This window comes from Parafrankia discariae (genome assembly GCF_000373365.1).
In the GTDB taxonomy this organism is placed as follows: Bacteria; Actinomycetota; Actinomycetes; order Frankiales; family Frankiaceae; genus Parafrankia; species Parafrankia discariae.
The window spans coordinates 50,481-73,153 of the sequence record NZ_KB891104.1; the positions used below are offsets into that span (position 1 = coordinate 50,481).

Consider the following 22,673-nt stretch of genomic DNA (forward strand, 5'->3'; position numbering starts at 1 on the left):
GCCGGATCACACCGCGCCCGGACAAAAACGCCGACCCGTTCTCCGGCGTCGGTCCGTCCACATTCCCGCCAACTGTCCGGTTGTTATCTTTTCCCGCCGGGACGTCGATCAACGAGGTGCCGGCCGGCACCTGTCACCGCGCGGCGCGATACGCCGCCGGGCCGGACCGTCTCCCCGCAGACCACGAGGTCAGCTGCCGCAATGCCGACCTCACGTGCCCGAAAGGCGGGGTCGCGCCAACAGGCTTGCCAGGCCGCGCCAACCCCGCGTTTTATAAAGCCCACCTCATCAGCCGCATGACCGTCACTCGACAGACCATTGGACACCGACCGGCGACCGGAAACACGACTCCAGTCGTACGACGGTGTCACACGATCCGGCCGCGATCCCCGTCAGTGCGCGATTTGTGACCGCATCGGAGCTAGAGTGGCAAGATGGATCTAGCGGTGGCCCTCGACCTTGCCGTTCGGCTCTCGCGTGAGGCCGGCGACCTCGCCCGGAGTTCTTTTTCCGCCCGCTTCGCGTATGCCAGCAAAAGTCTGGCACTGGATGTGGTGACGGAGATCGATCGCGCCGCCGAACGACTCATAGTCGGCGGGGTGCGAAGGACCTTTCCAGGCCACGTGATCATCGGCGAGGAGTCCGGGCTCCACCCCGGCCACGAGGACTGGACGTGGCTGGTCGATCCCCTGGACGGCACGACCAACTTCACCATCGGCCTGCCCGTCTACGGGGTCGCCATCGCCCTCACGCACCGGGACGACGTCGTGGCCGCGGTGGTTCGCGACTCGCACACCGGCAGGTATCTGGCGGGCAGTGAGGCGACCGGGCTCCTCGCCGGGGACGGTGCGGTGCTCGCCAAGCAGGGCGAGCCGGTCGCGCCGGCCGTCGCCCTGCAGCAGGGCTACGGCGTCGATCGGGACGACCCCGCGCTGGACCGGGTCCGTTCGACTCTCGAGGCCCGTTATGGGCGGGTCTTCTACACCTGGTCACCGGCGATCGACACGATGCTGCTGCTTGCCGGCCATCTCTGCGCGACGGTCGCGGTCGACTGCGCCGGCCCGGAACATGTCGCCGCGCAGTTCCTGGCCCGACAGGCTGGATGTACCGTGCGGGCCCTACGAGGATCCGGAACGACCTCGCCGGACATCATCGTGACCGCCTGGCCCGAGGCCTTTGACGCCGTTCACGACCAGGTGGCGGCCGCCCTGGTCAAGCAGCTCCCATCAGCAAGGCGACAAGACGCCGACATTCCTGCGTGAGGCTTTCCCGCGCATCGTCCTTGTGCGTGACAGCGAACCGGAGAAGCTCGTCCTCGGAGGCCCGGATGTCCACGGCTCGGTCGAGGTAGGCGCGTCGCCCCGGATCCGCGAGCAAGACGCGGATGGTGTACAGCGACATCGGCCAGAGCTGCGCGTACGCACCGCTCCGAAGCTGACGAAGTGAAGCCAGAAAGAGCCGGTCGCAGGGGTCCGTGCCATCATCCCGCCAGCCGCTGTTACTCGCCCCCTGGTCACCGTAGTAGATCCTGTTGTAGCCGAGATGAAAAATCAGCGAGTCGGGGTCCTCGTCGAAGTCCGAGACCAGGCGGTCGATCAGGGACCCGTCGTCCAGATGGAGGGCGAAACCGACAGCGATACCGCGCCGGACGAACGGATGCGGCTCGTCGGCGTGGATCTCGCGAAGCCGGTCCTGGCTACGCTGGTCGTCCCCGAGCACGAGCGGAAGCAGATTCGCCGCCTGCTGCCTTGCCATGATCGCAGAGTGGCTGCCGGCGGCGGTCGCGGCCGTGACCTCCAGCACGTGGAAAAGGTTTCGGCACACCGACCTGGCCTCGATGGCGATCCCCGCGCAACGGTCGAGGAGCTGCCGGGTGAAATCGATCATCTCGTCCGGCAGCGGCGAGAGCAGGACCGCGAGCAGGACGTCATCGGCGACCTGGTCGTTGACGAGCACCGACCGTATGTAACGCGCCGCGAAGAACTCGAAGAAGGACTTGTGGACGAAGCGGTAGTAGTCGTCACCCTCCGAACGGACGAGAAAGGACCGCAGGGTCAGCTCCCGGAACGCCTCGTCAGGCGACTCCTCTGGTCGCCACTGGCGAACGACGTCGTTGAGCGTGCGCCCGCCGATTAGAAGGTCGTGCACGTCGAACTGACCGAAGGCCTTACGCCCGTCGAACGCGAGCTGATAGATCCTCCAGGCCACCCGCTCTGCGAGCTCCTGCATATCCTGCCAGTGCACTGACATACCTCGGCGCCGCTCCAGGTGAAGCCACTTGGAGACATACAGGTCGTAGACTTCTGCGGCGTTCCACTCATCCGGTTCCGGCGCTCGCCCGGCGTTCTCGGCCGGCACCCCGCCCAGCCGGTTCGCCAGCACGTCGGTCGCCATGAACAGCAACAACGGACGAGAGACCAGATCGGTCAGCGCCGTCGAGCTCTCGATCGTCGCGATCACCGTCTCGGCGGAGTCCAGGCCGAACTTGGCACAGTACGCCCGGACGAACGAGCGGCCGGCGACCTGGAAGTCAACCCCCCGCAGGTTCGCCCGCGTGACGAACCAGCGGCTCGGCTCGCTCGCGGCCATATAGAGATCGAAGAACGTCTGACGGCAGGTGAGCACGACCCGGCCGCGCAGGACTTCCGCGAGCTCCCGGGGAATCACGTCGCGGGCCGCCCCGCCGTGGATGGCGAGCTCGTCGAGGCCGTCCAGCAGGAGGATGATCCTGTCCGCGCGCAACAACTGGTGGATCCGGTCGACGGACAGCGGGACCCCGTCGCCGTCCCCGTCCGCCGGGCGCCCGGCGAGCGCGGTCTCGATCAGGAGATTCGGCGAGGTCTCGCTTCCGCTCCGGATCAGCTCACCGACCTCGACCAGCCTCAGCAGCCACGGTATTCGCTCCCGTTTCGGATCCGCAACGAACCGGCGAACGAGCTCGCGATAGGCAAGCTCGCAGACCAGGGTCTTTCCCACCCCCGGATCGCCGAGCAGGAGCACACTGCCGGACGCGGCAACTTCCCGGGCGAGCCAGTCGACGACACCTGCCGAGTTCTCTTCCGTCGCCCCGGTCTGCTCGATCTCAGGCTCGGCGAAAAGACCTCCGACCCCGACGAAATCACCAAGGGTGATCCCGCCATCGCTCATAGGTGGAAGGCCCGCGGGGAGCTGCTCCTTCAGCACGACGAGCTGAGCCCGGAAGTAACGCCGCAGGCGCCGCCGCTCCCAGGGGCCCAGCCGATCACGAGGGGTCAGAACACGCCGCCCCAGAAACAGCACGACCGCGACCACCAGCGCGCCGACGGCGAGGAACAGACGGCCCGACAGCAGACCGGCGAGGCTGATCACCAGGCCACCAAAAGCCACGAGCTGGTTAAGCTCCTCGACCAGGTCGACGAATGGGGCGCCACGGCGCCGACGAGCCATCGCGATTCCCCCGCCCGGTCGTCAACGAAGAGCGAATGCCTTCGATGATCTTGTAGACAGCAGGTTACCACCTGCGGAGCTGAACCGAAGGGTACCCAGCCAGAATGCTCCGCGGCCGGACAAGTTTGCCGGCGGCACACCTTGCGCGCGGGCGCGTGGCCGGCGGCCCAGGCAATCCCTCGGCGGCAAGACGCATCGCCCTCATCGGTCCGCACCGCAGGTGTTCGACGATGGAAGCCACCCGCACCGCAAGGCGCACCCGGCATACGCAGCGTCGCGCCCTTATCCCCGCTTATGACGGGTTGCGATGCGACTTTCTGGGCTACCCTTGCCACGTGGGTACTGTTCTGCGGTGGATCGGCCGGCTGTGACAACCCCGGGCCACGGGCCTGGCCCGCTGCTTCAGCGGGAGCTACGGCAGGCGGGACTTCCCGCCTACCTTATGCGGATGGCTCTCGAGATCCTCCCGTCGGCGATCACGGTATCGACCGTCGATCTGCTCCTGAGCATCCTGCGGTCCAGGACGGGAACAGACGCGGGAGGTTCCAGCACTCCCGTGCCCGGCCGAACAGCCCCCGCGCCTTTTCTCCCGGCTGGTCACACGGATCGAACCCGAACGGACGATCGGCCGGAAGATGGGGACGCGGTGTCTTCGCTGTTCGAACTGTGGACAGCGGAAGGCGGCGACGGTGCCGCTCTCACCCGTCTCCTGGCCGCGGTCGAGTATCGTCGGCGGGCACTGCCGCTGGCACGGTCGCGAGAGCCCGGCGGGGCGCTGCTTGAGGCCCGTACCATCTCACCACCTTCTGGATGTCGTCCGGGCACGACCTGAACGAGCTGGGAACATTTGAGAAACACGTTCGCCGCGAAGCTTTCGGGGCGCTCCCGAAGTGAATGGTACGGACAGTTCGGCACTCGCGGATCTGCTGACCTTCGCGGCGACCACCGTCCCGTACTACCACGACCACCCGACGCTCCGGGACGTGAGCCCGGAGGTCGCCGAGCGGGCGCTGTTCGACCTCCCGATCCTCGACCGCGAGGAGGTGCGCAGGCACCGGGTCCGGCTGTGGTCCGAGGCCGGCGAGCCGTCCGACTGGCGCACCGTGCGAACCACCGGGACCTCCGGCGTACCTGTGGAGATCACGATCGACCAGGACGCGCAGCGGGCCGAGCTTGCTGCGCTGGCCCGGCAGGTCACGACAGTTCTCGACCGAGCCGAGTGGCTGGACGACGGGCTTGTCCACCTCACGCTGCACCTCGCCTCGACGAGCCGCTCCCAGCGTTCACCGTGGTCGATCCGCGGAACCATGACGAAGTGGAGCTTCCACCGGGTCTGGCATCTCCCACCGGATCTCCTGGGACGCTCCCTGCACCACCTCGATCGGCGTGTCGTCACCGGCATGCCCTCGGTGCTCACACTCGTGGCCGAACGCGCGGCGGACGTCGGAAAAATCAGGCCCCACGCGCTGGTTCTTTCTGGTGAGACGGTACAGATGGCCACGCGCGAGCGCCTGGGCGAAATATTCGACTGTCCGGTGACGTCGCTCTACACCCTCGCCGAGTTCGGGGTCGTCGGCAACGGCTGTCTCACCACGGACGATTATCACGTGAACGAGCGAGACGCGGTCGTGGAGATTCTGGAGCCACGGCAGGCGGTCGCATCACCGGCTGACCCCGGCGGGGACATTGTCGTCACCGGTCTGGTCAATCGCGCTATGCCGCTGCTTCGATACCGGACGGGAGACCGCGGGGCCTGGTCGACCGGCTCCTGCGGATGCCCTGTCCCCGGCCGCCGGTTCAGTATCACAACCGCCCGGTCGTTGCATGTGGTGGCGGACGGGGCGAATGGCCGGCGGATCACCGACCTCGATCTCTGCAAGTTGTTCACCCAGCTCGATGTTCAGGGCGCCCGGATCGTGCAGACGACACCGACCGACGTGGTCGTCGTGTATGAGGGACGGCCGCTTCTCTCGCATGTCCGGGAGATGGCCGAGATGTCGGTGCGGCAGCTGGTCGGCCCAGGAATCACCGTTTCCGTCGCGAGGGTCACGGACGCCTCCCTCGGTGGGACCGCCCGGATTCCGACCGAGCCCGGCCGAACCGCCGCCGGAGCGAGCCCGCCGCGGCAGACGGAGGCCGACGAAGTGGTCGGCTGGGCCCGCCCGCGGCTCGCGCACGTTCCCGGCCTGCTCGCCGCCGTTCTCACCGGCTCGATTCTCGACCCGGTCGCCCGCAGCAGGTTCAGCGACATCGACATGCACCTCCTCGTCGACGACCCCCGCCCGGAGCTCTGGCTCGACCTGACCCGGGAACTGCACGCGGAGCTTCCCGGCCTGCGGGTGAACGTCACGGACGGTGCGACTCTCGCGGCCTCCCCCCTTGTCCTGTGCCGGCTGCTCGCGGAACGGCGGCCGGTCGTCCGGGATCTCGCCGGGCACGGCCTGCGGCAGCCTGGGATCGCCGCCCTCCGGGCGGAGGCCACCTTCTGGGCGCAGGACGCACAGGCGGTGCTGTGGACCCAGGTCAGCTCAGTGGACGTCGAGCGGGAACCGCTGCGCGACGCCTGGCTCGCCGGCCGATACATGCTCGACGCCTTCCGCTATCACTTCCTCCTGCGCGGCGGACGGGAGACGGCGGCCAGTCGCGTGGCGGCGGCCAGCGAGGCCGACAGCCTGCCGCACCACCCCCTTCTCCTCGAGGTCATGGAGGTCAGCCGGGAACACCGCCCCCCGCCACCGGCGGGGTCGGAGGAATGCCGTGAATACCTGCTCGGTGCGCTGTCCTGCGTCCGGTGGTTCGCGCGGTCCCTGCGGTGACGACGCCGGCCCCGGCCCCGCGGACGGCGAGGTCGAGGTCGATCCCTCGTAGGCGAGCGACGCTCCGCCGCGTGGCCCGGCTCCGAGGCGGGTCCGCCGCGCCGATGCCGCAGTAGTTGGGGATCTCGCCCACCTGCCGTGCACGGACGTTCGCGTTCGAGTCGCTTGCCGGTCATGTGCGGCTGCGAGCGTGCGGACCGTCCTTGTGAAGGAGGGTCTTCATGGCAGTTAACCGCCGTCAGGTGGTCGTGGGAACCGGCGCGGCCGGCCTGGGCTTCACCCTGTCGGGTGCGGTGAGCTCGGTGTTCGCCGGCACCGCGTCCGCCGCAACACCGAAGAAGTTCACCGGGTACGGCGAGCTGGTCCCGGATCCGAAGGGCCTGGTCGATCTTCCCCCCGGCTTCCGGTACACCGTGCTGTCCCGAGCCGGGGTCGACTCCCTGACCGGCGGGGGTGCGGTGCCCGGCGCGCCCGACGGGACGTACGCGTTCCCGCTCGGCCCGGGCCGCAGCGTTCTCGTCCGCAACCACGAGCTCTCCCCCGGTGGCACGGACCTCGTCCCGCAGCGGCCGGGCATCACCTACGACCCGGCCGCCTCGGGCGGGACGACGACCGTCACCGTCGCCGGTGACCGGTTGCTGTCGGCCGTGCCCAGCCTGGCCGGCACCATCCGCAACTGCGCCGGTGGCAACACCCCGTGGCGCACCTGGCTGTCCTGCGAGGAGACCGAGGAGACCCCGACGACCAACCCCGCGCTGACCAAGCGGCACGGGTACGTCTTCGAGGTCGACCCGTTCGGCCGGCTGCGGGACCGCGAGGCGGTGCCGCTGACCGCGCTCGGCCGGTTCGCGCACGAGGCCGTCGCGGTCGACCCCCAGTCGGGCTGCCTCTACCTGACCGAGGACGCGTCCAAGCCCTACGGCCTGATCTACCGCTTCCTGCCCCGCAAGCCGCTCGGCGGGCCCGGCAGCCTGCGGGCCGGCGGCAAGCTGCAGGCGCTGCAGGTCCCCGGTGTCCCGGACCTGTCCGCCGTCAGCGCGCTGCACACCACGGTGCGACTGTCCTGGGTCGACGTCCCCGACCCGGACGCCGCCACGGTGTCGACCCGCAAGCAGTTCGCCGCCGGCAAGGTCACCCAGGTCCCGAAGGCCGAGGGCATCTTCTGGTCCGGGCGCTCCGCCTACGTGGTCTCCAGCTACGCCAAGACCGCGGACGGCGCCGCCCGGGACCACGCCGGTCAGGTCTGGAAGCTCGACCCGAAGCGCGGCACCCTCGAGCTGGTGCTGCTGATCGAGCCGGGCGGCCGGTTCGACGGCCCCGACAACATCACCGTGTCGCCCAACGGCGGCATCGTGCTGTGCGAGGACGGCGACGGCGAGCAGTACCTGATCGCGCCGTCGGCCGAGGGTGTCCCCTACCCGCTGGCCCGCAACGCCGTCAGCGACAGCGAGTGGACCGGCGCCACGTTTTCCGCGGACGGCCGGTGGCTCTACTCCAACATCCAGAGCGACGGCCTCACGGTGGCGATCACCGGCCCGTGGTGGCGCGGCTGAGCCGTCCGCCTCGCGACCCCGGGACGTCGAACGCGGCGTCCTGACGCACCGGTGCGCTGACCGGTGCGCCGGCTATCCGGCCACGATCGGCCGGGTAGCCGGACCGGGCAGCCAGCTGCCGGCTGCCATGACCCGGGTGACCCGCAGATCGGCGTCGAGCACGACCAGGTCGGCGTCCAGCCCGGGGGCGATCGACCCGCAGCGGTGGGCGAGGCCCAGTACCCGGGCGGGGTTCGCCGCCGCGGCGGCGACCGCCACCTCGAGCGGGAGCCCGGCGGCGACGGCGCGCCGCACGGCGAGGTCCATCGTCAGGGTGCTGCCGGCGAGCGCGCCGGTGGCGGCCAGCCGGGCCTGCCCGTCCCGGACCCGGACCGGCTGGCCGCCGAGCAGGTAGTCGCCGTCACCGACGCCCGCCGCGTCCACCGCGTCGGTGACCAGCACCAGGCGGGCCGGCTCGGCGGCGACCAGGCGCAGCAACGCCGGGTGCACGTGCACACCGTCGTTGATCAGCTCGCAGGCCACGCCGGCGTCGAGTGCCGCGCCGGCCGGGCCGGGCTCGCGGTGATGCAGCGGGCGCATGCCGTTGAACAGATGGGTGGCGAGGGTCATCCCGGCCGCGAAGCCGGCGGCGGCCTCGTCGTAGGTGGCGTCCGTGTGGCCGGCGGCGGCGATCACCCCGGCGGCGAGCGCGGCCTCGATCACCGCGGTGGCTCCGGGCAGCTCCGGGGCCAGGGTGATCACCCTCAGCGTGCCCGCGGCCGCCGCGGCGAGCTCGGCGAACACGCCGCGGTCGGGCGGGCGCAGATGCCCGCCCGGCTGGGCGCCGCGGCGGGCGGACGCGAGGAACGGCCCCTCCAGGTGCGCGCCGACCACATGACCGCCGGGCCCGGGCCCGGCCGCGGCGAGCGCGGCCACCCACGACAGCTGCTCGGCCAGGCGCGCCACCGGCGCCGTCACCAGCGAGACCAGCGTGCGGGTCGTCCCGTGCGCCCGGTGGAAGGCCACCGCCGCGGCCAGCTCCGTCGGTGACGCCGTGACGTCGTGCCCGCCGCCGCCGTGGACGTGCAGGTCGACGAACCCGGGCACCAGCCAGGCCCCGGCCAGGTCGACGACGTCCCCGCTGCCCGCCCCCCCGCCGACGGGGCCGGCCTCGGGGCCGCCGACGGAGCCGACCTCGACGATCAGCCCACCCTCGACCCGCACCCGGCCGGGGTCGAGGACGCCGTGCGGCGTCACCACCCGGGCGCCGACCAGAACCGTCATCCCGACCTCCCTCGCGTGCCTCCCCCGCGGGCCCGGCGGGCGCCGGGGCGGCGCGCGGGGGTGGCGGCCCGCTCACCGTAGCGACACCGCGTGGCGGGTCCGGCGGGCGCGATGACGACGTAACGGGCGGATCGCGGGTCCTGAGTTGAGAAAGCCCGGCGCCGGGCGTCCACTCGAAACACGGAGTTCTCGCCCGGTAAGCCGTGCGACCCGGTCCCGTCGACGGGCCGCGCACCCGGCGGGACGTCACCGGAGCACCGCCGACAGGAGCTGAATGCCGGACGGACGGGAAGCGACATCGGCCGGGACCCGCGCCCGCGCCGAGCCGGACAGGCTGCCCGCGCGTCCGGTGTCCCGCGGCGCGTTCCGCGCGATGGCCGCCGTCGGGCTGGCCTTCGTCGGGCTGGCCTCGGCGGTCGCGATGGTGCTGCCCGAGCGGGTCGGCAAGCAGGCGGCGCAGGCGGCGGTGGCGGGCGCCGCGCTCGCCTCCGCGATCTGCTGCCTGATCACCGCCCGGCGGGTGCCCCGGCCCGAGCGTCGATGGCGCCGGTACGAGGCGGCGGCGATCATGTCGAGCTTCGTGGCGGGCGTGGCCGTGTCGATGGTGGCCAGCGGGGTGACCGTCCCCGACCTCGCCGCCACCGGCGCGGCGCCGCTGCTCGGCTACGCCCTGGGCCTGGCCGGGCTGTTGACGTTCCCCACCGAGCGGGCCCGTGCCATCCCGATCAGCACGAACAAACGCGGCGGGATCGCCTGGTACCTCGAGGCCGTCCTCGACGGGCTGCTCGTCGTCGGATCGCTGCTGCTGCTCGTCTACGCGATCCTGGTCGTCCCGCTCGTCCGGTCGGCGCAGATCAACCAGACGTCGCTGGCGTTCGGGGTGGCCGGCGGGGCGGGCAAGCTCATCCTGCTCTCCGCCGTCATCTTCATCCTGATCTTCCGGCGGCCGACGGGCTCGGGGTCGCTCAGCCTGCTCAGCGCGGCGCTGCTGCTGTTCGCGGTGACCGACGGCGCCGCGCTGAACGCCTACGCGAAGGCCACCGACGGCCCGGACGCGGTCGTGCTGGTCGGCTTCGCCGGCGGCAGCGTGCTGACCGCGCTGGCCGCCGCCGCCCCCCACGACGGCATGATCATCAGAACGCGGCGGAGCCCGCGCGGGGTCTGGGCCCGCGTCGCCGTGCCCTACCTGCCCCTCGGCTGCGTCGGCGCCCTGCTCGCGGCCCAGATCACCACCCACGCCGACATCCCGGTCCCGCAGATCATCGGCATGCTCGCGCTGATGCTGCTCGCGCTCGCCCGCCAGTTCGTGACCACGATCGACAACACGCTGCTGCTGGCCCGCTACGAGGAGAGCCGGACCCGGCTGCACCACCAGGCCTTCCACGACCCGCTGACCGGGCTGGCGAACCGCACCCTGTTCTTCCGCCGGCTGCGCGCGGCCCTCGACGGGCACGAACGCACCGGCCACCCGGTGGCGCTGCTGTTCTGCGACCTGGACGATTTCAAGATCGTCAATGACAACCTCGGTCATGCCGCCGGCGACCGGGTGCTGCGCACGGCGGCGCACCGGCTGGCCCGGGCCGCGGGCCCGACCGACACGGTGGCCCGCCTCGGCGGCGACGAGTTCGCCGTCCTGCTGGACACCGGGGCCGCGGACCGGGCGGGCGGGCGGGCCGAGGAGCTGCGCGCGGCCGGGGACCGGATCCGCGCGGCGCTGCGGATCACCGTGCCCATCGAGGACAGCCGGCACCTGGTGCGGGCCAGCCTGGGCCTGGTGATCGTGAGCACCCGGGCCGGGCCGGTCTGCCCCGACGAGGTGCTCCAGCACGCCGACCACGCCATGTACGCGGCGAAGCGGCTGGGGAAGGGCAACCTGGTCGTCTACTCCCCGGAGATCGACGACTCCCGGCCGGCCGGCATCGCGGACCAGGCCGGGATGGCCGGCTGAGCCGCGAGCCCAGGCCGAGGTCCCGGGCGGCGGGTTCAGTCGGCCGGACGGGCGGCGGTCGCCGCCCGCGGTGTCAGTTCTCCACCCACCCGTACTTGCGGGCGACGTCGGCGAGCTGACGGCGGATGTGCAGGATCTGCGCGCCGGTCAGCGACGGCTCGGTCTGCAGCAGGACCTCGGTGACCTCCTGCGTGAACTCCTCGGCCGGCAGGACGTCGCACAGGACGTCGCCGCCGTCGTCGTGCCGGGGAACCACCGGCGCCGGGGTGGTCGCGCCGGTGGCGGGGACGCCGACCGGGGGGGTCGCCGGGCCCCGCAGGATCCGGGCCGACGAGGCCTTCCGGCCGCGGTCGCTCTCCTCGACCTCGAACTCCATGACCACGCCCGGCACCACCAGGCTCTTCTCGACGAGCAGATCGTTCGCGTGCAGGAAGACATCTTCGCCGCCGTCGCTGGGCGCGAGGAACCCGTAGCCGCGCACATGATCGAAACGGAGTACTTTACCCGTGCTCACAACTCACCCACAACCCCTGAGAAACCCCATGATCCGGCCCACTGCCGACCGCACCCCGCCAGTCACCCCGAGGCGGAACCGTGGCAGTCGCCAGCCATCTTAGGCAGCCCGCGCCGCCGTGGCCCGGGTTTTCGCCGGGCTGGCTTGCCCTGCCGCCGCGACGGGGTGACACTGCGTCCCAGTGGCCACGCCCACACCCGGTGCCGCCCGCTCCCACCCGGCGGCGCGTGTGGTGGTTGGGGAGGGGGAGCATGTTCGGTCGCCGCAGAACCTCCGTGGACGAGCACCGATCCGGCCATCCGCCGCGCGGGCCGGCACCGGCGGCCATGGGCCACCCCGGCCCGTTCGACGTCTCCGAGCGCGCCTGGCCCGGCGGGGCGGGGCGGGGCGCGCCCGAGATCCTCGACCTCGGCGCGCTGCGCGTCGCGGTACCGCCGGGGGTGACCGCCCGGATCGCGCGCGGCGCGCGGACCGGGCCGGGCACCGATCTCGTCCTGACCGCCCCCGGGCTCACCGTGCGGGTGACCGTGTTCGCCGCGCCGACCAGCGGGCGGCTGTGGGCCGGTGTGCGCGCCGAGCTGGCCGCGGGCCACCCGGAGGCGGCGGTCCGCGACGGCCCGCACGGCCCGGAGCTGCTGCTCCCGGGTTCCCGGGTGGTCGGGGCCGACGGCCCGCGCTGGTTCCTGCGGGCGGTCGTGACCCCGGCCGACGCCGCCGGGGCCGACGACATCCTGCGCGGTCTGGTCGTCGTACGCGGGCCCGGCGCCATGCCGGCGGGCACGGCCCTGCCGCTGCTGCCGGTCGGGCCGGCCGGCAGCCGCCCCAAAGCCGGCACCGTGGCCGACCTGTGGACCGACGAGCCGCTGACAGCCGGCACCGGGACTCTGGAGGGCCGTCGTGCCACGCACGAGTACGCGGCGGCGTTCACCGGCGACCTGAGCCGCAATTTGTCGACCTGGGGCTGAGCCCGCCCGGGGCCCGCCTCCCAGGGTGCCGCGCCCGCCCGGGCCCTGCTCGCGGCCGGGCCCTGCTCGCGGCGACCCGGAGCGGACGGGGCATGATGCAACCGGGGGTGGCCGCGCCATGTCCGCCGTCCCCGTCTCCCCGGCCCGACTCGACCTCGATGGCGGCGGTGTGCGCACCGATCACAACCTGGCCTACGCGACGCTGTCCGACGCGCAGCGGCTCGATCTGTCGCTGCCCTCCGGCGCCGGCGACCCGCTCCCGGTCGTCGTCGCGATCCACGGCGGCGCGTTCGCCTTCGGCGACAAACAGGACATGGCCCGCACCGCGCACGCCCTCACCGCCGCGGGCTACGCGGTGGCCAGTGTGAACTACCGGCTCTCCGGCGAGGCGGCGTTCCCGGCGGCGGTCGCCGACGTGCGGGCCGCGGTGCGCTGGCTGCGGGCGAACGCGCACCACCGCGGCCTCGACCCGACCCGGATCGGGGTGATCGGCGAGTCCGCCGGCGGCTACCTCGCCGCCATGCTCGGCGCCGCCGGCGCGGACCCGCTGTCCGAGGACGTTGATCTGCCCCCGGCCGGCGACCTGTCTCCGGCCGGGGATCCACCGTCCAGCGCGGTGGGGGCGGTGGTCGACCTGTACGGCCCGGTGGACTTCTCGACCATGGACACCCAGCTGCGGGCGAACCCGCGCTGCCCGGCCCGCGCCGCCTCGCACGACCGCGCCGACTCCCCCGAGTCGCGTTTCCTCGGCGCGCAGATCACCACCGCGCCGGAGCTGGTGCGCCGGGCCAGCCCGCTGTCCCACCTACGCCCGGACCGCCCGCCGCCGCCCTTCCTCATCGAGCACGGCGACACCGACTGCACCGTCCCCTACCAGCAGTCGCAGCAGCTCGCGGACGGCCTGTGCGCCGTCGGCGGGTCGGTCGAGCTCACCCTGCTGCGGGGGGCCGGCCATGGCGGCGCCTTCCCGCTCGCCGAGCGCCTGCCGGGGATCATCCGGTTCCTGGACCGCGTTCTGGACCGCGCCCCGCGCTGAGCGCGGACCCACTGATCCAGCCCCAGTGGTCCAGCCCTGCCGACGGGGTCTCAGGGGCGGAAGCTGTCGGGGTCGGCGGCGGCCCAGTCCGCCGCCCACGAGCGCGGCGCCTCGGCGAGCAGCTCACCGGGTTCGAGCCACTCGTACAGCTCGGCGTAGCTGCGGGTGTCGGTGTGGGTGAGCCGGCGCATCAGCATCCCCGGGTGCAGCTGCCCGGGGCCGGTGCAGCCGAGCGAGGCCATCACCTGCACCGCCTGGGCGACCGTCGCGGCCTGGTACCGGCGGACCCGTTCGCTCTTGTCGGCGACGTCGAGGGCGCGGGCGCGGCGCGGGTCCTGGGTGGCGACGCCGACCGGGCAGGTGTTGGTGTGGCAGCGCTGGGCCTGGATGCAGCCGACCGCCATCATCATCGCCCGGGCCGCGTTCGTGTAGTCCGCGCCCTGCGCGAGCCGCTTCACGACATCCACCCCGCTGGCGACCTTGCCGGCGGCCCCGATCCGGACCCGGTCCCGCAGGCCCACCCCGACCAGCGCGTTGTGCACGGTGATCAGGCCCTCCGTCAGCGGGGTGCCGACGTGGTCCTCGTACTCCAGCGGTGCCGCGCCGGTGCCGCCCTCCGAGCCGTCCACCACGATGAAGTCCGGGGTGATCCCCTCCTCCACCATCGCCCGGCAGATCGCGAGCAGCTCCCGGCGCGAGCCGACGCACAGCTTGAACCCCGCCGGCTTGCCGCCGGCGAGCTCGCGCATCCGCCCGACGAACAGGACGAGCTCGCGCGGCGTACTGAAGACCCGGTGGGCCGACGGGCTGATGCAGGCGACCCCCTCGGGGACCCCGCGGGCCCGGGCGATCGACGCGGTGACCTTCGCCGCCGGCAGCACGCCCCCCAGGCCGGGCTTGGCGCCCTGGCTCAGTTTGAGCTCGACCATCCGCACAGTGGGCAGCGCGGCGACGTCCTTGAACCGGGCCGGGTCGAAGTCGCCGTCGGGGGTGCGGGTGCCGAAGTAGCCGCTGCCGATCTCCCAGACCAGGTCGGCGCCGTGGCGCAGGTGGTACTCGGTGAGCCCGCCCTCGCCGGTGTCGTGCGCGAAGCCCCCGGCCGCGGCGCCGCGGTTCATCGCCAGCACCGCGTTGGCGGACAGCGACCCGAAGCTCATCGCCGAGACGTTGAGCAGCGCCATGTCGTAGGGCTGGGTGCAGTCCGGCCCACCGACGCGCACCCGTGGCGGCGCGGAGCCGGGGGCGACCGGTACCGGCGCGGTCGAGTGCGGGAGGTACTCGTAGCCGATCTCGTTGACGTCGCGCTCGGTGCCGAACGCCTGGTCACCGTGGGTGCCCTTGGCCCGCTGGTAGATCATCGTCCGGGTGGCCCGGTCGAACGGGCGGCCGTCGTAGTTGCGCTCGACGAAGTACTGCTGGATCTCCGGGCGGATGGTCTCGAGCAGGAACCGGGCGTGCCCGAGCACCGGGTGGTAACGGAGGATGGCGTGCTGGCGCTGGGCGACGTCGTAGCCGGCGAGGGCCAGCAGCGCGCCGGCCACCGCGGCGGCGGCCCACCAGCCGGCCGCGGCCAGCAGCGCCGCGGCGACCGCCGCCGCCGTGAGGACGGCCAGGACCAGCACGGTGACCAGCGGCAGCATGACGATCGCGTCCTTCCCCCGACCCGGTGCGTCGGGTCACGGCAGCTGTTCGCACCGCCCCGAGCGCCCCGGGCCCGGATCCGGGGCGGGCCTGTATCCGACCGTATCCCGCGCTTCGTCCGGGCGGCGCGGCCACCGGCAGCCCACGACCGGCCCGGCAGCCGGCGGCGTCAGCTCCGCTGGAGCTGCGCGCGCGGCCGGCCCGGCTCCCGCGGTGCCGTACCGGCCGGGGCGGGCGTCCGCCGCGCCCCCCGGCCGGGGATGAACAGGCCGATCAGCACGGCGGCCACCGCGGCGCCCGCGCCGAGGGCGAACACCGCGTGGAAACCGGCCAGCGACGGGACCTGCCGGCCGTCGAACGTGCTGGTCATGTTGGCCAGCATCACCCCGACGACGGCAGCCGACGACGATGTGCCCAGCGAGCGCATCAGCGTGTTCAGGCCGTTGGCCGCCGCGGTCTCGGTCGCCGGCACCGCGTCCATGATCAGCGACGGCATCGACGCGTAGGCCAGCGCCACCCCGACCCCGCCGATCACCGCGAGGAGCACGACCTGCCACACCGAGTGCATCAGGAACAGGCCGATCAGGTAGCTGACCCCGATGATCGCGGAACCGAGCACCAGCGTCGTCTTCGGCCCCCACCTCGCCGACACCCGGGCGGTCAGCGGCGAGGCGAGCATCATCACCACCCCGAACGGGGCGAAGCACAGCCCGGCGACGACCATCGACTTGCCCAGCCCGTAGCCGGTGCCGGCGGGCAGCTGCAGGAACTGCGGGATGACCAGCCCCATCCCGTACATGGCGAACCCGACGACGACCGAGGTCAGGTTGGTCATCAGCACCTGGCGGCGGGCGCTGACCCGCAGGTCGACCACCGGCGAGGGGTGGCGCAGCTCCCACGGGCCCCACAGGGCCAGCACGGCGAGCGCGGCGAGCACCGTCCCCAGGGTGGCGGTGGACGTCCAGCCCCAGGCGCTGCCCTTGGAGACCGCCAGCAGCAGGCAGGTGATCCCGGCGCCGAGCCCGAGCGCGCCGACGACGTCGAAACGGCCGCGGACGTCGCGCACCGGCGACTCGGGGACGACCCGCCACAGCAGGGCGAGCACCAGCACGCTCAGGACGGTGGCCGTCCAGAAGAGCACGTGCCAGTTGAAGTTCTGGGCGATCAGCGCCGAGGTCGGGACACCCAGCGCGCCGCCGATGCCGAGCGAGGAGCTCATCAGCCCGAGCGCGGAGCCGAGCCGCTCGGGCGGCAGCTCGTCACGCATGAGGCTGATCCCGAGCGGGATCAGCCCGGTGGCCAGCCCCTGCAACCCACGGCCGACGACCATCTGCGGCAGCGACGTGCTCAACGCGCAGACCAGCGAGCCGGCGCCGAGCAGCCCCACGCTGGCGAGCATGATCCGGCGTTTGCCGTACATGTCACCGAGCCGCCCGGCGACGGGCGTCGCGACGGCCCCGGCCAGCAGGGTGATCGTGACGACCCAGGTCGTGTTGGACGCCGAGGAGTCCAACAGGCGCGGGAGCTGCGGAATGATCGGCACGACCAGGGTGTGCATGAACGACGCCACGATGCCCGCCACGGCCAGCGTCGCGATCAGCAGACCCGGGCGCGGCGGGGTCGGCACGGCCGGTCTGGCCGGCTCCGGGCCCACCCCCGGTTCAGCCGGGTCCGTGCGAACTCGCGCCATGGCGGTACTCCGCTTCGACGAGGGTGGTGCGTGGCGGCGGCATCGCCAGGGCAGGACGCCGAACAGACTGCTGCGTATATGCATGCTACACGCAATATGGTTCGTACACATCCTGTCGTCACCCGGCTAGACTGGGAGAAAGATCACGGTCCGCCGCCGCCGATGCGCGCGGACGTCCAGCGGAGGCCCGGGTGCACGACAGTCTGCGCGACCTGGAGCGGGAGCTGATGCTGCTCGCCAGGCACCACATCGCGCCCAGCGCCGCGCGGCGCGGGCGCACACGTCACCTCGACCGCTCCGCCTACCTCCTCCTCAGCCGCCTCGAGGCCCAGGGCCCGATGACCATCGGCCAGCTCGCCGAGGCCTTCTCCCTCGACGTCTCCACGGTCAACCGCCAGACCGCCGCGGTCCTGCAGGCCGGCCTGGCCGAGCGCATCCCCGACCCCGACGGCGGCCTCGCCCGCAAGCTGAGCATCACCGCCGAGGGCACCCGCCGCGTCACCGACGACCGCGACTTCGTCATCGGTGAGCTCAGCGGCCTGGTCGGCACCTGGTCGGAGGACGAGGTACACCTGTTCGCGACCATGCTCGAACGTCTCAACGTGAGCATCGAGACCAAGGACGGCCAGCGCTCCTGGCCACGCTCCACCTCCGTCCCCGGCCGTTGATCACGCGCCCTTCGGGCAGCCGGGTCGGGGTCCGACCGGCCCGGGTTGGCCCGGGCGTGCCGCGGGGCGGGACCGAACGTCCGTCCCGCCGGGACCTTCGCCGTTGCTCCGGCGACCAACGATTCAGGCCGGGCGGGATCCGAACCGACCAGACTCGAACCGCGCAGGCCTGACGGCACCCACCGACCGTCCAACCGTCACCGACGGTTATCGTCCGCCCACGAACGGCGGTCCCCGGCCTGCCTCGGCGGCCTGGGGATCTGTGCCGTCCGGCGACTGCGCGCCCACCCGAACAGGTGAACGCATCGGACCATCGGAGGACGACACGGTGAGCGAAGACAGCACGGCCGGCCCGCCTCCGCTGCACCTGCGCGGCCGCGACGCGGTCATCGCCGCGTCCACGGACGCCCGGTGGCGCGACGGGGCCCCGCCGGACTACCACTTCTCCCGCGAGGTGATGCCCCGGGAGCGCACCACCCACCACGCGCCCGGATCCCTCGCCGACGTCGTCGAGCAGCTCGTGCAGGTGTTCGAGATGGAGCTGTCGTACAAGAGCGACCCCGCCCAGTGGGTCAGCATGGTCAGCGACCGGATCCGGGTCAGCATGAACGGAGGGCCGGCGGCGGACAGCGCCGAGCTCGCCGAGCGGGGCAGCTACAACGTCCTCATCGGCGAGAACCCCTACTACTCGGCCGCCGCGGAGACCTTCGAGTCCTCCCACGAGACCTTCCACCGGGCGTTCCCGGGCGGGTTCTTCTGGGAGGTCCTCGAGGTGTACTCACCACCGCCCGTGATCGCCTTCAAGTGGCGGCACTGGGGCACCTTCGCCGGCCCGTACCAGGGGCACCAGCCGACCGGCGAGCGGATGGAACTGTTCGGCGTCACGGTCGCCCGCTGCGCGCCGGACCTGCGCCTGCTCGCGGTGGAGAACTTCTACGACAACACCACGTTCCTGGGCCGTCTCGCCGGTGTCGACGGACCGGGGACGGGCGGTCACCCGGGACGCGCCTAGTTCGCACCGGCGCGGCCGCCTCCCCTCACCCAGGGATGCCTCCCTTCGCACCGAGACGAGAATGTCGGCATCGGGACCGATCCGCGCGGCCCGCGGCGACGAACCCCGGTCGAGTCACCGACGACGACGCGATGGGGAGTCATGGAAGCCGACCAGATCCAGGCCGCGGCGCTGCGCGCCCTGCCCGGTCCCGGGGACGGCGCCCGCGGGCCGTCCCCGGAGACGCTGCTGGCCCGAACGGCCCGCGGGGACGCCGACGCTTTCGGCGCCCTCTACGACCAGCTCGCCGCCCGCGTGTACGGACTCGTGCGCCGGATCGTGCGTGATCCGGCGCAGGCCGAGGAGGTCACTCAGGAGGTCTTCGTGGGGGTGTGGCAGGAGGCGCCGCGGTTCGACCCGGCCCGCGGCAGCGTCGCCGGCTGGGTCTCGACGATGGCCCACCGCCGCGCGGTCGACCGGGTCCGCTCCGTCGAGGCCCAGCGGGCCCGGGACGTCCGGGTCGCGGCCCGGTCGACCGCGCGGCCGCACGACCAGGTCGCCGAGCAGGTGGAGACCAGGCTGGAGCACGAGCGGATCCGCGGCTGCCTGGGTGGCCTCACGGCCACCCAGCGCGAGTCGATCACCCTCGCCTACTACTCCGGCTACACCTACCGCGAAGTCGCCGAACTGCTCCAACTACCCGTCGGCACGGTCAAGACCCGCATGCGGGACGGGCTGAGCCGGCTGTCGGACTGCATGGGAGGCCGGTCATGACCGCCGACGCGCACTCTCTCGTCGCCGCGCGCGCCCTGGACGCCGTCGACCCGGCCGAGGCCGCGCTCGTCGACGCCCACCTCGAGCAGTGCGGGTTCTGCGCCGACGAGCTCTTCCACCTCTCGGCGGCCACGGAGCATCTCGCGGCGATCGCCACCGAACAGCCACCGCCGGGCCTGCGGGCGGACCTCCTCGCCGTGATCGGAACGACGCCGCAGTTCCGCCCGCGCGTTTCCGCGGACCGGGCCGTGCCACCCACCGGTCGACCTGACCAGACCGGTCGGCAGGGCGGCCCCGACCGGCGGCGTCGACGTCCGCGGGCCCGGCACGCGCTGGTCGGGGTGGCCGCCGGTGTCCTCGCGGCGGGGGCGGCGCTGGGGACCGTCACCGTCAACCAGCGGGCCGAGCTCGCCGACACCCGCGCCCAGGTCGCCGACGCCCAGGCCCTCGCGGCCTCCGCGCTCACCGTCGCCGACTCGGCACCGGTCGCCGGCGGTGGCGAGCTGACCATGGCGAACGCCGGCAACCTGGCCGTCGTCTCCGCGCGCGACCTGCCACCGCTCGACGCCGGGAAGGTCTACCAACTGTGGCTGCTCGGGCCACGGGGAGCACGCTCCGCCGGGATGACAGTTGGCACCGCCAGGTCCGGTGACTGGATCGTCGGCAATGTGGGCGACGCCGACCGGGTCGCCCTCACCGTCGAACCCGCCGGCGGGTCACCGCAGCCCACCACCGATCCCGTCGGCGCCGTCGCGCTCAAGGCCCAGCAGACCGCCGGCCGCAAACACGGCTAGACCGGCCAGACCGGAAGCCCGGGCCGGGGCAGGGCCGGGCGGGGACGTCGAACGGCGGGTCAGGCGCCGACCGGTGTCGGCTGGAGCTTGAAGATCGTGCGACGGATGTCGTCGATGGTCGAGTCGAGTCCGTTGATGGCCGCGTTCAGCCGGGCCGCGGTCACGTCACCGACGGCTCTCGTCAGCGACTGCAGATGCAGGCCGATGGCGAACAGCCGTTGGATGACGAGATCGTGCAGGTCCCGGGCGATGCGCTCGCGGTCCTCGAAGACCGCGAACCGGGCGCGTTCGCGGTGTGCCTCGGCGAGCTGGAGGGCCAGGGCGGCGTCGTTCGCGAACGCTCCGGCCAGTTCGGGGTCGTTCCCGGCGAACGGGACACCCTCGGTGCTGTTGCCCAGCACCAGCGCGCCGAGCGGCTTGTCCGTGGCGATCAGCGGTATGACCAGCGCCTCCCGGAGCCGGGGGTCGGGTGGGATCGGCGGCGCCACCGCCAGCGGGCCGTCCGGTCCCGGCGCCACGGACTCGACGGGTCCGCTCGTCGGACCGCCAGCCGCCCGGTCACCGGTCGTCAGGTCACCAGCCGCCAGGTCACCGGTCGGCGCGGCTCCCGGGAGCTCCCCCGCCGGCCCGTCCGGCCGGGTGTCGGCGGGTCCGGTCAGCGCGATCGGGCCGCTCCAGGCGTCGGACGCGTCGAGGTCGGCCACGTACACGGGACGTCCGGCCTGGAACTCGGGGCGGTTCTCCGCGGCGTCGAGGGCGAGCGCGATGCCGTGCAGGGTCTCCGGGTCGGAGTGGCGGTGCGGGGCGGAGTCGACCTCGGTGGCGACCAGGTTGCCCGCCTCGTCCGGCAGTGCCACGGCACCGACGTCCGCCGAGGTCACACCGCGGGCCAGCGAGGCGAGCAGCATGAGGGCCTGCTGGGACTGGCCGGCCACCAGCGCGCCGGCGGTGATCTCCGCGCTGGCCGCCAGCCACGCGCGGCCGCGCTGCGCCTCCTCGTAGAGCTGCCGCGAGTGGCGCTCGGCGCGGTCCCGGTCGATCGCCGCGCCGAGGATGTTCGCGACGGACTGGAGAAAACGGGCCTCCTCCCCGGTGAAGCGGCGCGGGCGCGTGCTGGCCGCGGCCAGCACGCCGAACGGCGCGCGGGCCGAGCCGATCCGGGCCGCGAGCGCCGCCTGCGCCCCGCCGGCGTCGGACCACCCGCTGCGCAGGTGCGGACGGGTTCCGAGCTCGTTCGCCACCACGGGCTCGTCGGCGCCGAGCGCGAGGTGGACCAGCGAGCTCGCCTCGGCCGCCAGGGTGCCGGTCAGGTAGATCGGGCCCGTCCCGAGCTGCGTGGGCGCGGTCGGTGCCGCCGGGTCGGTCAGGCGTGCGAGGTACCCGGGATCGGGCACACCGACCCCCGGCCCGTCGGCACCACCGGCCGTCAGGGCGGAACCGGCGGCGGACCCGAGCGCGGGACCGGCGGCGGGACCGGTGGCGGACCCGAGCGCGGGACCGGTGGCGGATCCGTCCGGCAGACCGGCACGGTCGGGCCCGTCCGGCAGGCCCGCGCCGTCGGGACGGTCCGCCCGGTCGCCGTCGGGTGGTTCGCGGCGGATCACGTCGCAGACGGCGACGTCCAGGGTGGCGGTGACCAGGTCGACCGCCTCGGCGAGCAGGGTCGGGATGTCGAGCTCGGCCAGCGCGCGCTGGCCGAGCCGGGCGAGCCCGGCCTGCTGGCGCTCGGCCCGGCGCAGGTCGGTGATGTCGGACAGGACGAGCGCGGCCAGCTCCTCCCCGCCCTGGTCGAACGGGATCACCGAGGCGCGCAGCGCGCGGCCGGTGCCCCGCTCACCGGCGAGCTCGAGGTCGCCGAGCTGCGCCCGGCGGGTGCGCAGGGCGAGCCCGACCAGACCCCAGTCGCCACCGAGGGAACGCGCCCGCCAGTCCGCGGGACGCAGCAGCTCGACCAGCCGGTCGAGCGGGTCACCGGGGTGCAGCTGCGCGCCGACCAGGCGGTCGACGACCGGCGAGCCGCGGCGCAGCCGCAGGTCGCGGTCGTAGACGGCGACGCCCGTCGGCAGCTCCTCGGGGTCGGTGCCGGCGGTGACCAGCTCCAGCAGCGTGGCGTGTTCCCCGACCACCTCGGCGCCGAGCCGGGAGTCGGTGACGTCGAGGATCGTGCCGGTGTTGCCGAGCACCTCACCGGACGGGCCGCGCAGCACGTTGGCGCGGATCTGGACCCGCCGGTAGCCGCCGTGGCGGGTGCGGTAGCGGGTCTCGTGGTGGCAGTGGTCGGTGCCGCCGCGCACCACGCCCATGAACAGCGCGGTGGTGTACTCGACCTCGTCGGGGTGGACGTAGTCGAGGAAGCGCGCGCCCAGGCTCGGGCCGACGTCGTAGCCGGTCAGGGTGGTCCAGGCCCGGTTCAGGTAGGTCCAGCGGCCCTCCGCGTCGGTGCGGAACACCACCTCGCTCAGGCTGTCGAGGAGGTTCGCCGCGGACGTCTCCGCGGCCACCGCCCGGCCCGGCCCGCCGCGTGACCAGGGCCGGGTCGTCGGGTCGGCATGACTTGTCTCGGACGTCACCGACGGCCCCCATCCATCACGGCT

16 protein-coding genes are annotated in these 22,673 nt (G+C 73.1%); 10 read left to right on the forward strand and 6 right to left on the reverse strand.

Annotated elements, in window-relative coordinates:
* The first annotated feature begins 434 nt into the window (after positions 1-434).
* The gene (locus B056_RS39280) at positions 435-1,262 is read left to right on the forward strand and encodes an inositol monophosphatase family protein (protein WP_084647083.1); all 828 of its coding nucleotides are present in this window, start codon (positions 435-437) and stop codon (positions 1,260-1,262) included.
* On the opposite strand, the gene B056_RS0104275 is transcribed toward B056_RS39280, so the two are convergent.
* Positions 1,213-3,291: an NACHT domain-containing protein gene (locus B056_RS0104275; RefSeq protein ID WP_230202818.1), complete on the reverse strand. Its 2,079-nt coding sequence runs from the start codon at positions 3,289-3,291 to the stop codon at positions 1,213-1,215. The two genes, B056_RS39280 and B056_RS0104275, sit on opposite strands and share 50 nt — an antisense overlap.
* Positions 3,292-4,316: 1,025 nt before the next feature.
* Between B056_RS0104275 and B056_RS0104280 the strand changes: the two genes are divergently transcribed.
* Both B056_RS0104280 and B056_RS0104285 read left to right on the forward strand, forming a co-directional pair.
* On the forward strand, positions 4,317-6,242 hold the full coding sequence (locus tag B056_RS0104280; RefSeq protein WP_018500672.1) for a hypothetical protein: 1,926 nt from the start codon (positions 4,317-4,319) through the stop codon (positions 6,240-6,242).
* Positions 6,243-6,463: 221 nt separating this feature from the next.
* A complete protein-coding gene (locus tag B056_RS0104285; RefSeq protein WP_026239308.1) occupies positions 6,464-7,795 on the forward strand; it encodes an alkaline phosphatase PhoX in 1,332 nt (443 codons plus the stop codon).
* Positions 7,796-7,867: 72 nt separating this feature from the next.
* On the opposite strand, the gene nagA is transcribed toward B056_RS0104285, so the two are convergent.
* Positions 7,868-9,058 (reverse strand): N-acetylglucosamine-6-phosphate deacetylase, encoded by a 1,191-nt coding sequence (gene nagA / locus B056_RS0104290; RefSeq protein ID WP_018500674.1) that lies wholly within the window; start codon positions 9,056-9,058, stop codon positions 7,868-7,870.
* A 274-nt stretch (positions 9,059-9,332) separates the two neighbouring features.
* On the opposite strand from nagA, the gene B056_RS0104295 reads away from it, so the two are divergent.
* The gene (locus tag B056_RS0104295) at positions 9,333-11,006 is read left to right on the forward strand and encodes a GGDEF domain-containing protein (RefSeq protein ID WP_018500675.1); all 1,674 of its coding nucleotides are present in this window, start codon (positions 9,333-9,335) and stop codon (positions 11,004-11,006) included.
* 73 nt (positions 11,007-11,079) lie between these two features.
* Here B056_RS0104295 and B056_RS0104300 read toward each other — a convergent pair whose 3' ends face one another.
* Positions 11,080-11,520: a cold-shock protein gene (locus B056_RS0104300; RefSeq protein WP_026239309.1), complete on the reverse strand. Its 441-nt coding sequence runs from the start codon at positions 11,518-11,520 to the stop codon at positions 11,080-11,082.
* Positions 11,521-11,795: 275 nt separating this feature from the next.
* On the opposite strand from B056_RS0104300, the gene B056_RS35075 reads away from it, so the two are divergent.
* Entirely contained in the window at positions 11,796-12,485 is a 690-nt protein-coding gene (locus B056_RS35075; RefSeq protein WP_018500677.1) for a DUF3710 domain-containing protein, read from the forward strand.
* Between the two features lie 118 nt (positions 12,486-12,603).
* Positions 12,604-13,521, forward strand: coding sequence for an alpha/beta hydrolase (locus tag B056_RS0104310; protein ID WP_018500678.1), 918 nt, complete (start codon positions 12,604-12,606; stop codon positions 13,519-13,521).
* Between the two features lie 50 nt (positions 13,522-13,571).
* Here the strand turns inward: B056_RS0104310 and B056_RS0104315 are convergent, their stop codons facing one another.
* A complete protein-coding gene (locus B056_RS0104315; protein ID WP_018500679.1) occupies positions 13,572-15,161 on the reverse strand; it encodes an FMN-binding glutamate synthase family protein in 1,590 nt (529 codons plus the stop codon).
* A 170-nt stretch (positions 15,162-15,331) separates the two neighbouring features.
* On the reverse strand, positions 15,332-16,852 hold the full coding sequence (locus B056_RS0104320) for an MFS transporter (RefSeq protein ID WP_026239310.1): 1,521 nt from the start codon (positions 16,850-16,852) through the stop codon (positions 15,332-15,334).
* 191 nt (positions 16,853-17,043) lie between these two features.
* Here B056_RS0104320 and B056_RS0104325 point away from each other — a divergent pair, with 191 nt between their 5' ends.
* The 4 genes from B056_RS0104325 (at position 17,044) to B056_RS0104340 (ending at position 20,079) form a co-directional block, all read left to right on the forward strand.
* A complete protein-coding gene (locus B056_RS0104325) occupies positions 17,044-17,520 on the forward strand; it encodes a MarR family winged helix-turn-helix transcriptional regulator (protein WP_018500681.1) in 477 nt (158 codons plus the stop codon).
* A 328-nt stretch (positions 17,521-17,848) separates the two neighbouring features.
* Complete coding sequence (locus B056_RS0104330) at positions 17,849-18,532, forward strand: hypothetical protein (RefSeq protein ID WP_018500682.1); 684 nt, start codon at positions 17,849-17,851, stop codon at positions 18,530-18,532.
* 141 nt (positions 18,533-18,673) lie between these two features.
* The gene (locus B056_RS0104335; protein WP_018500683.1) at positions 18,674-19,285 is read left to right on the forward strand and encodes a sigma-70 family RNA polymerase sigma factor; all 612 of its coding nucleotides are present in this window, start codon (positions 18,674-18,676) and stop codon (positions 19,283-19,285) included.
* Complete coding sequence (locus B056_RS0104340; RefSeq protein ID WP_018500684.1) at positions 19,282-20,079, forward strand: anti-sigma factor; 798 nt, start codon at positions 19,282-19,284, stop codon at positions 20,077-20,079. The genes B056_RS0104335 and B056_RS0104340 overlap by 4 nt, the downstream gene beginning before the upstream one ends.
* Positions 20,080-20,138: 59 nt before the next feature.
* On the opposite strand, the gene B056_RS0104345 is transcribed toward B056_RS0104340, so the two are convergent.
* Positions 20,139-22,649, reverse strand: a complete 2,511-nt coding sequence (locus tag B056_RS0104345; RefSeq protein WP_026239311.1) for a PAS domain-containing protein — start codon at positions 22,647-22,649, stop codon at positions 20,139-20,141.
* Positions 22,650-22,673: the final 24 nt, after the last annotated feature.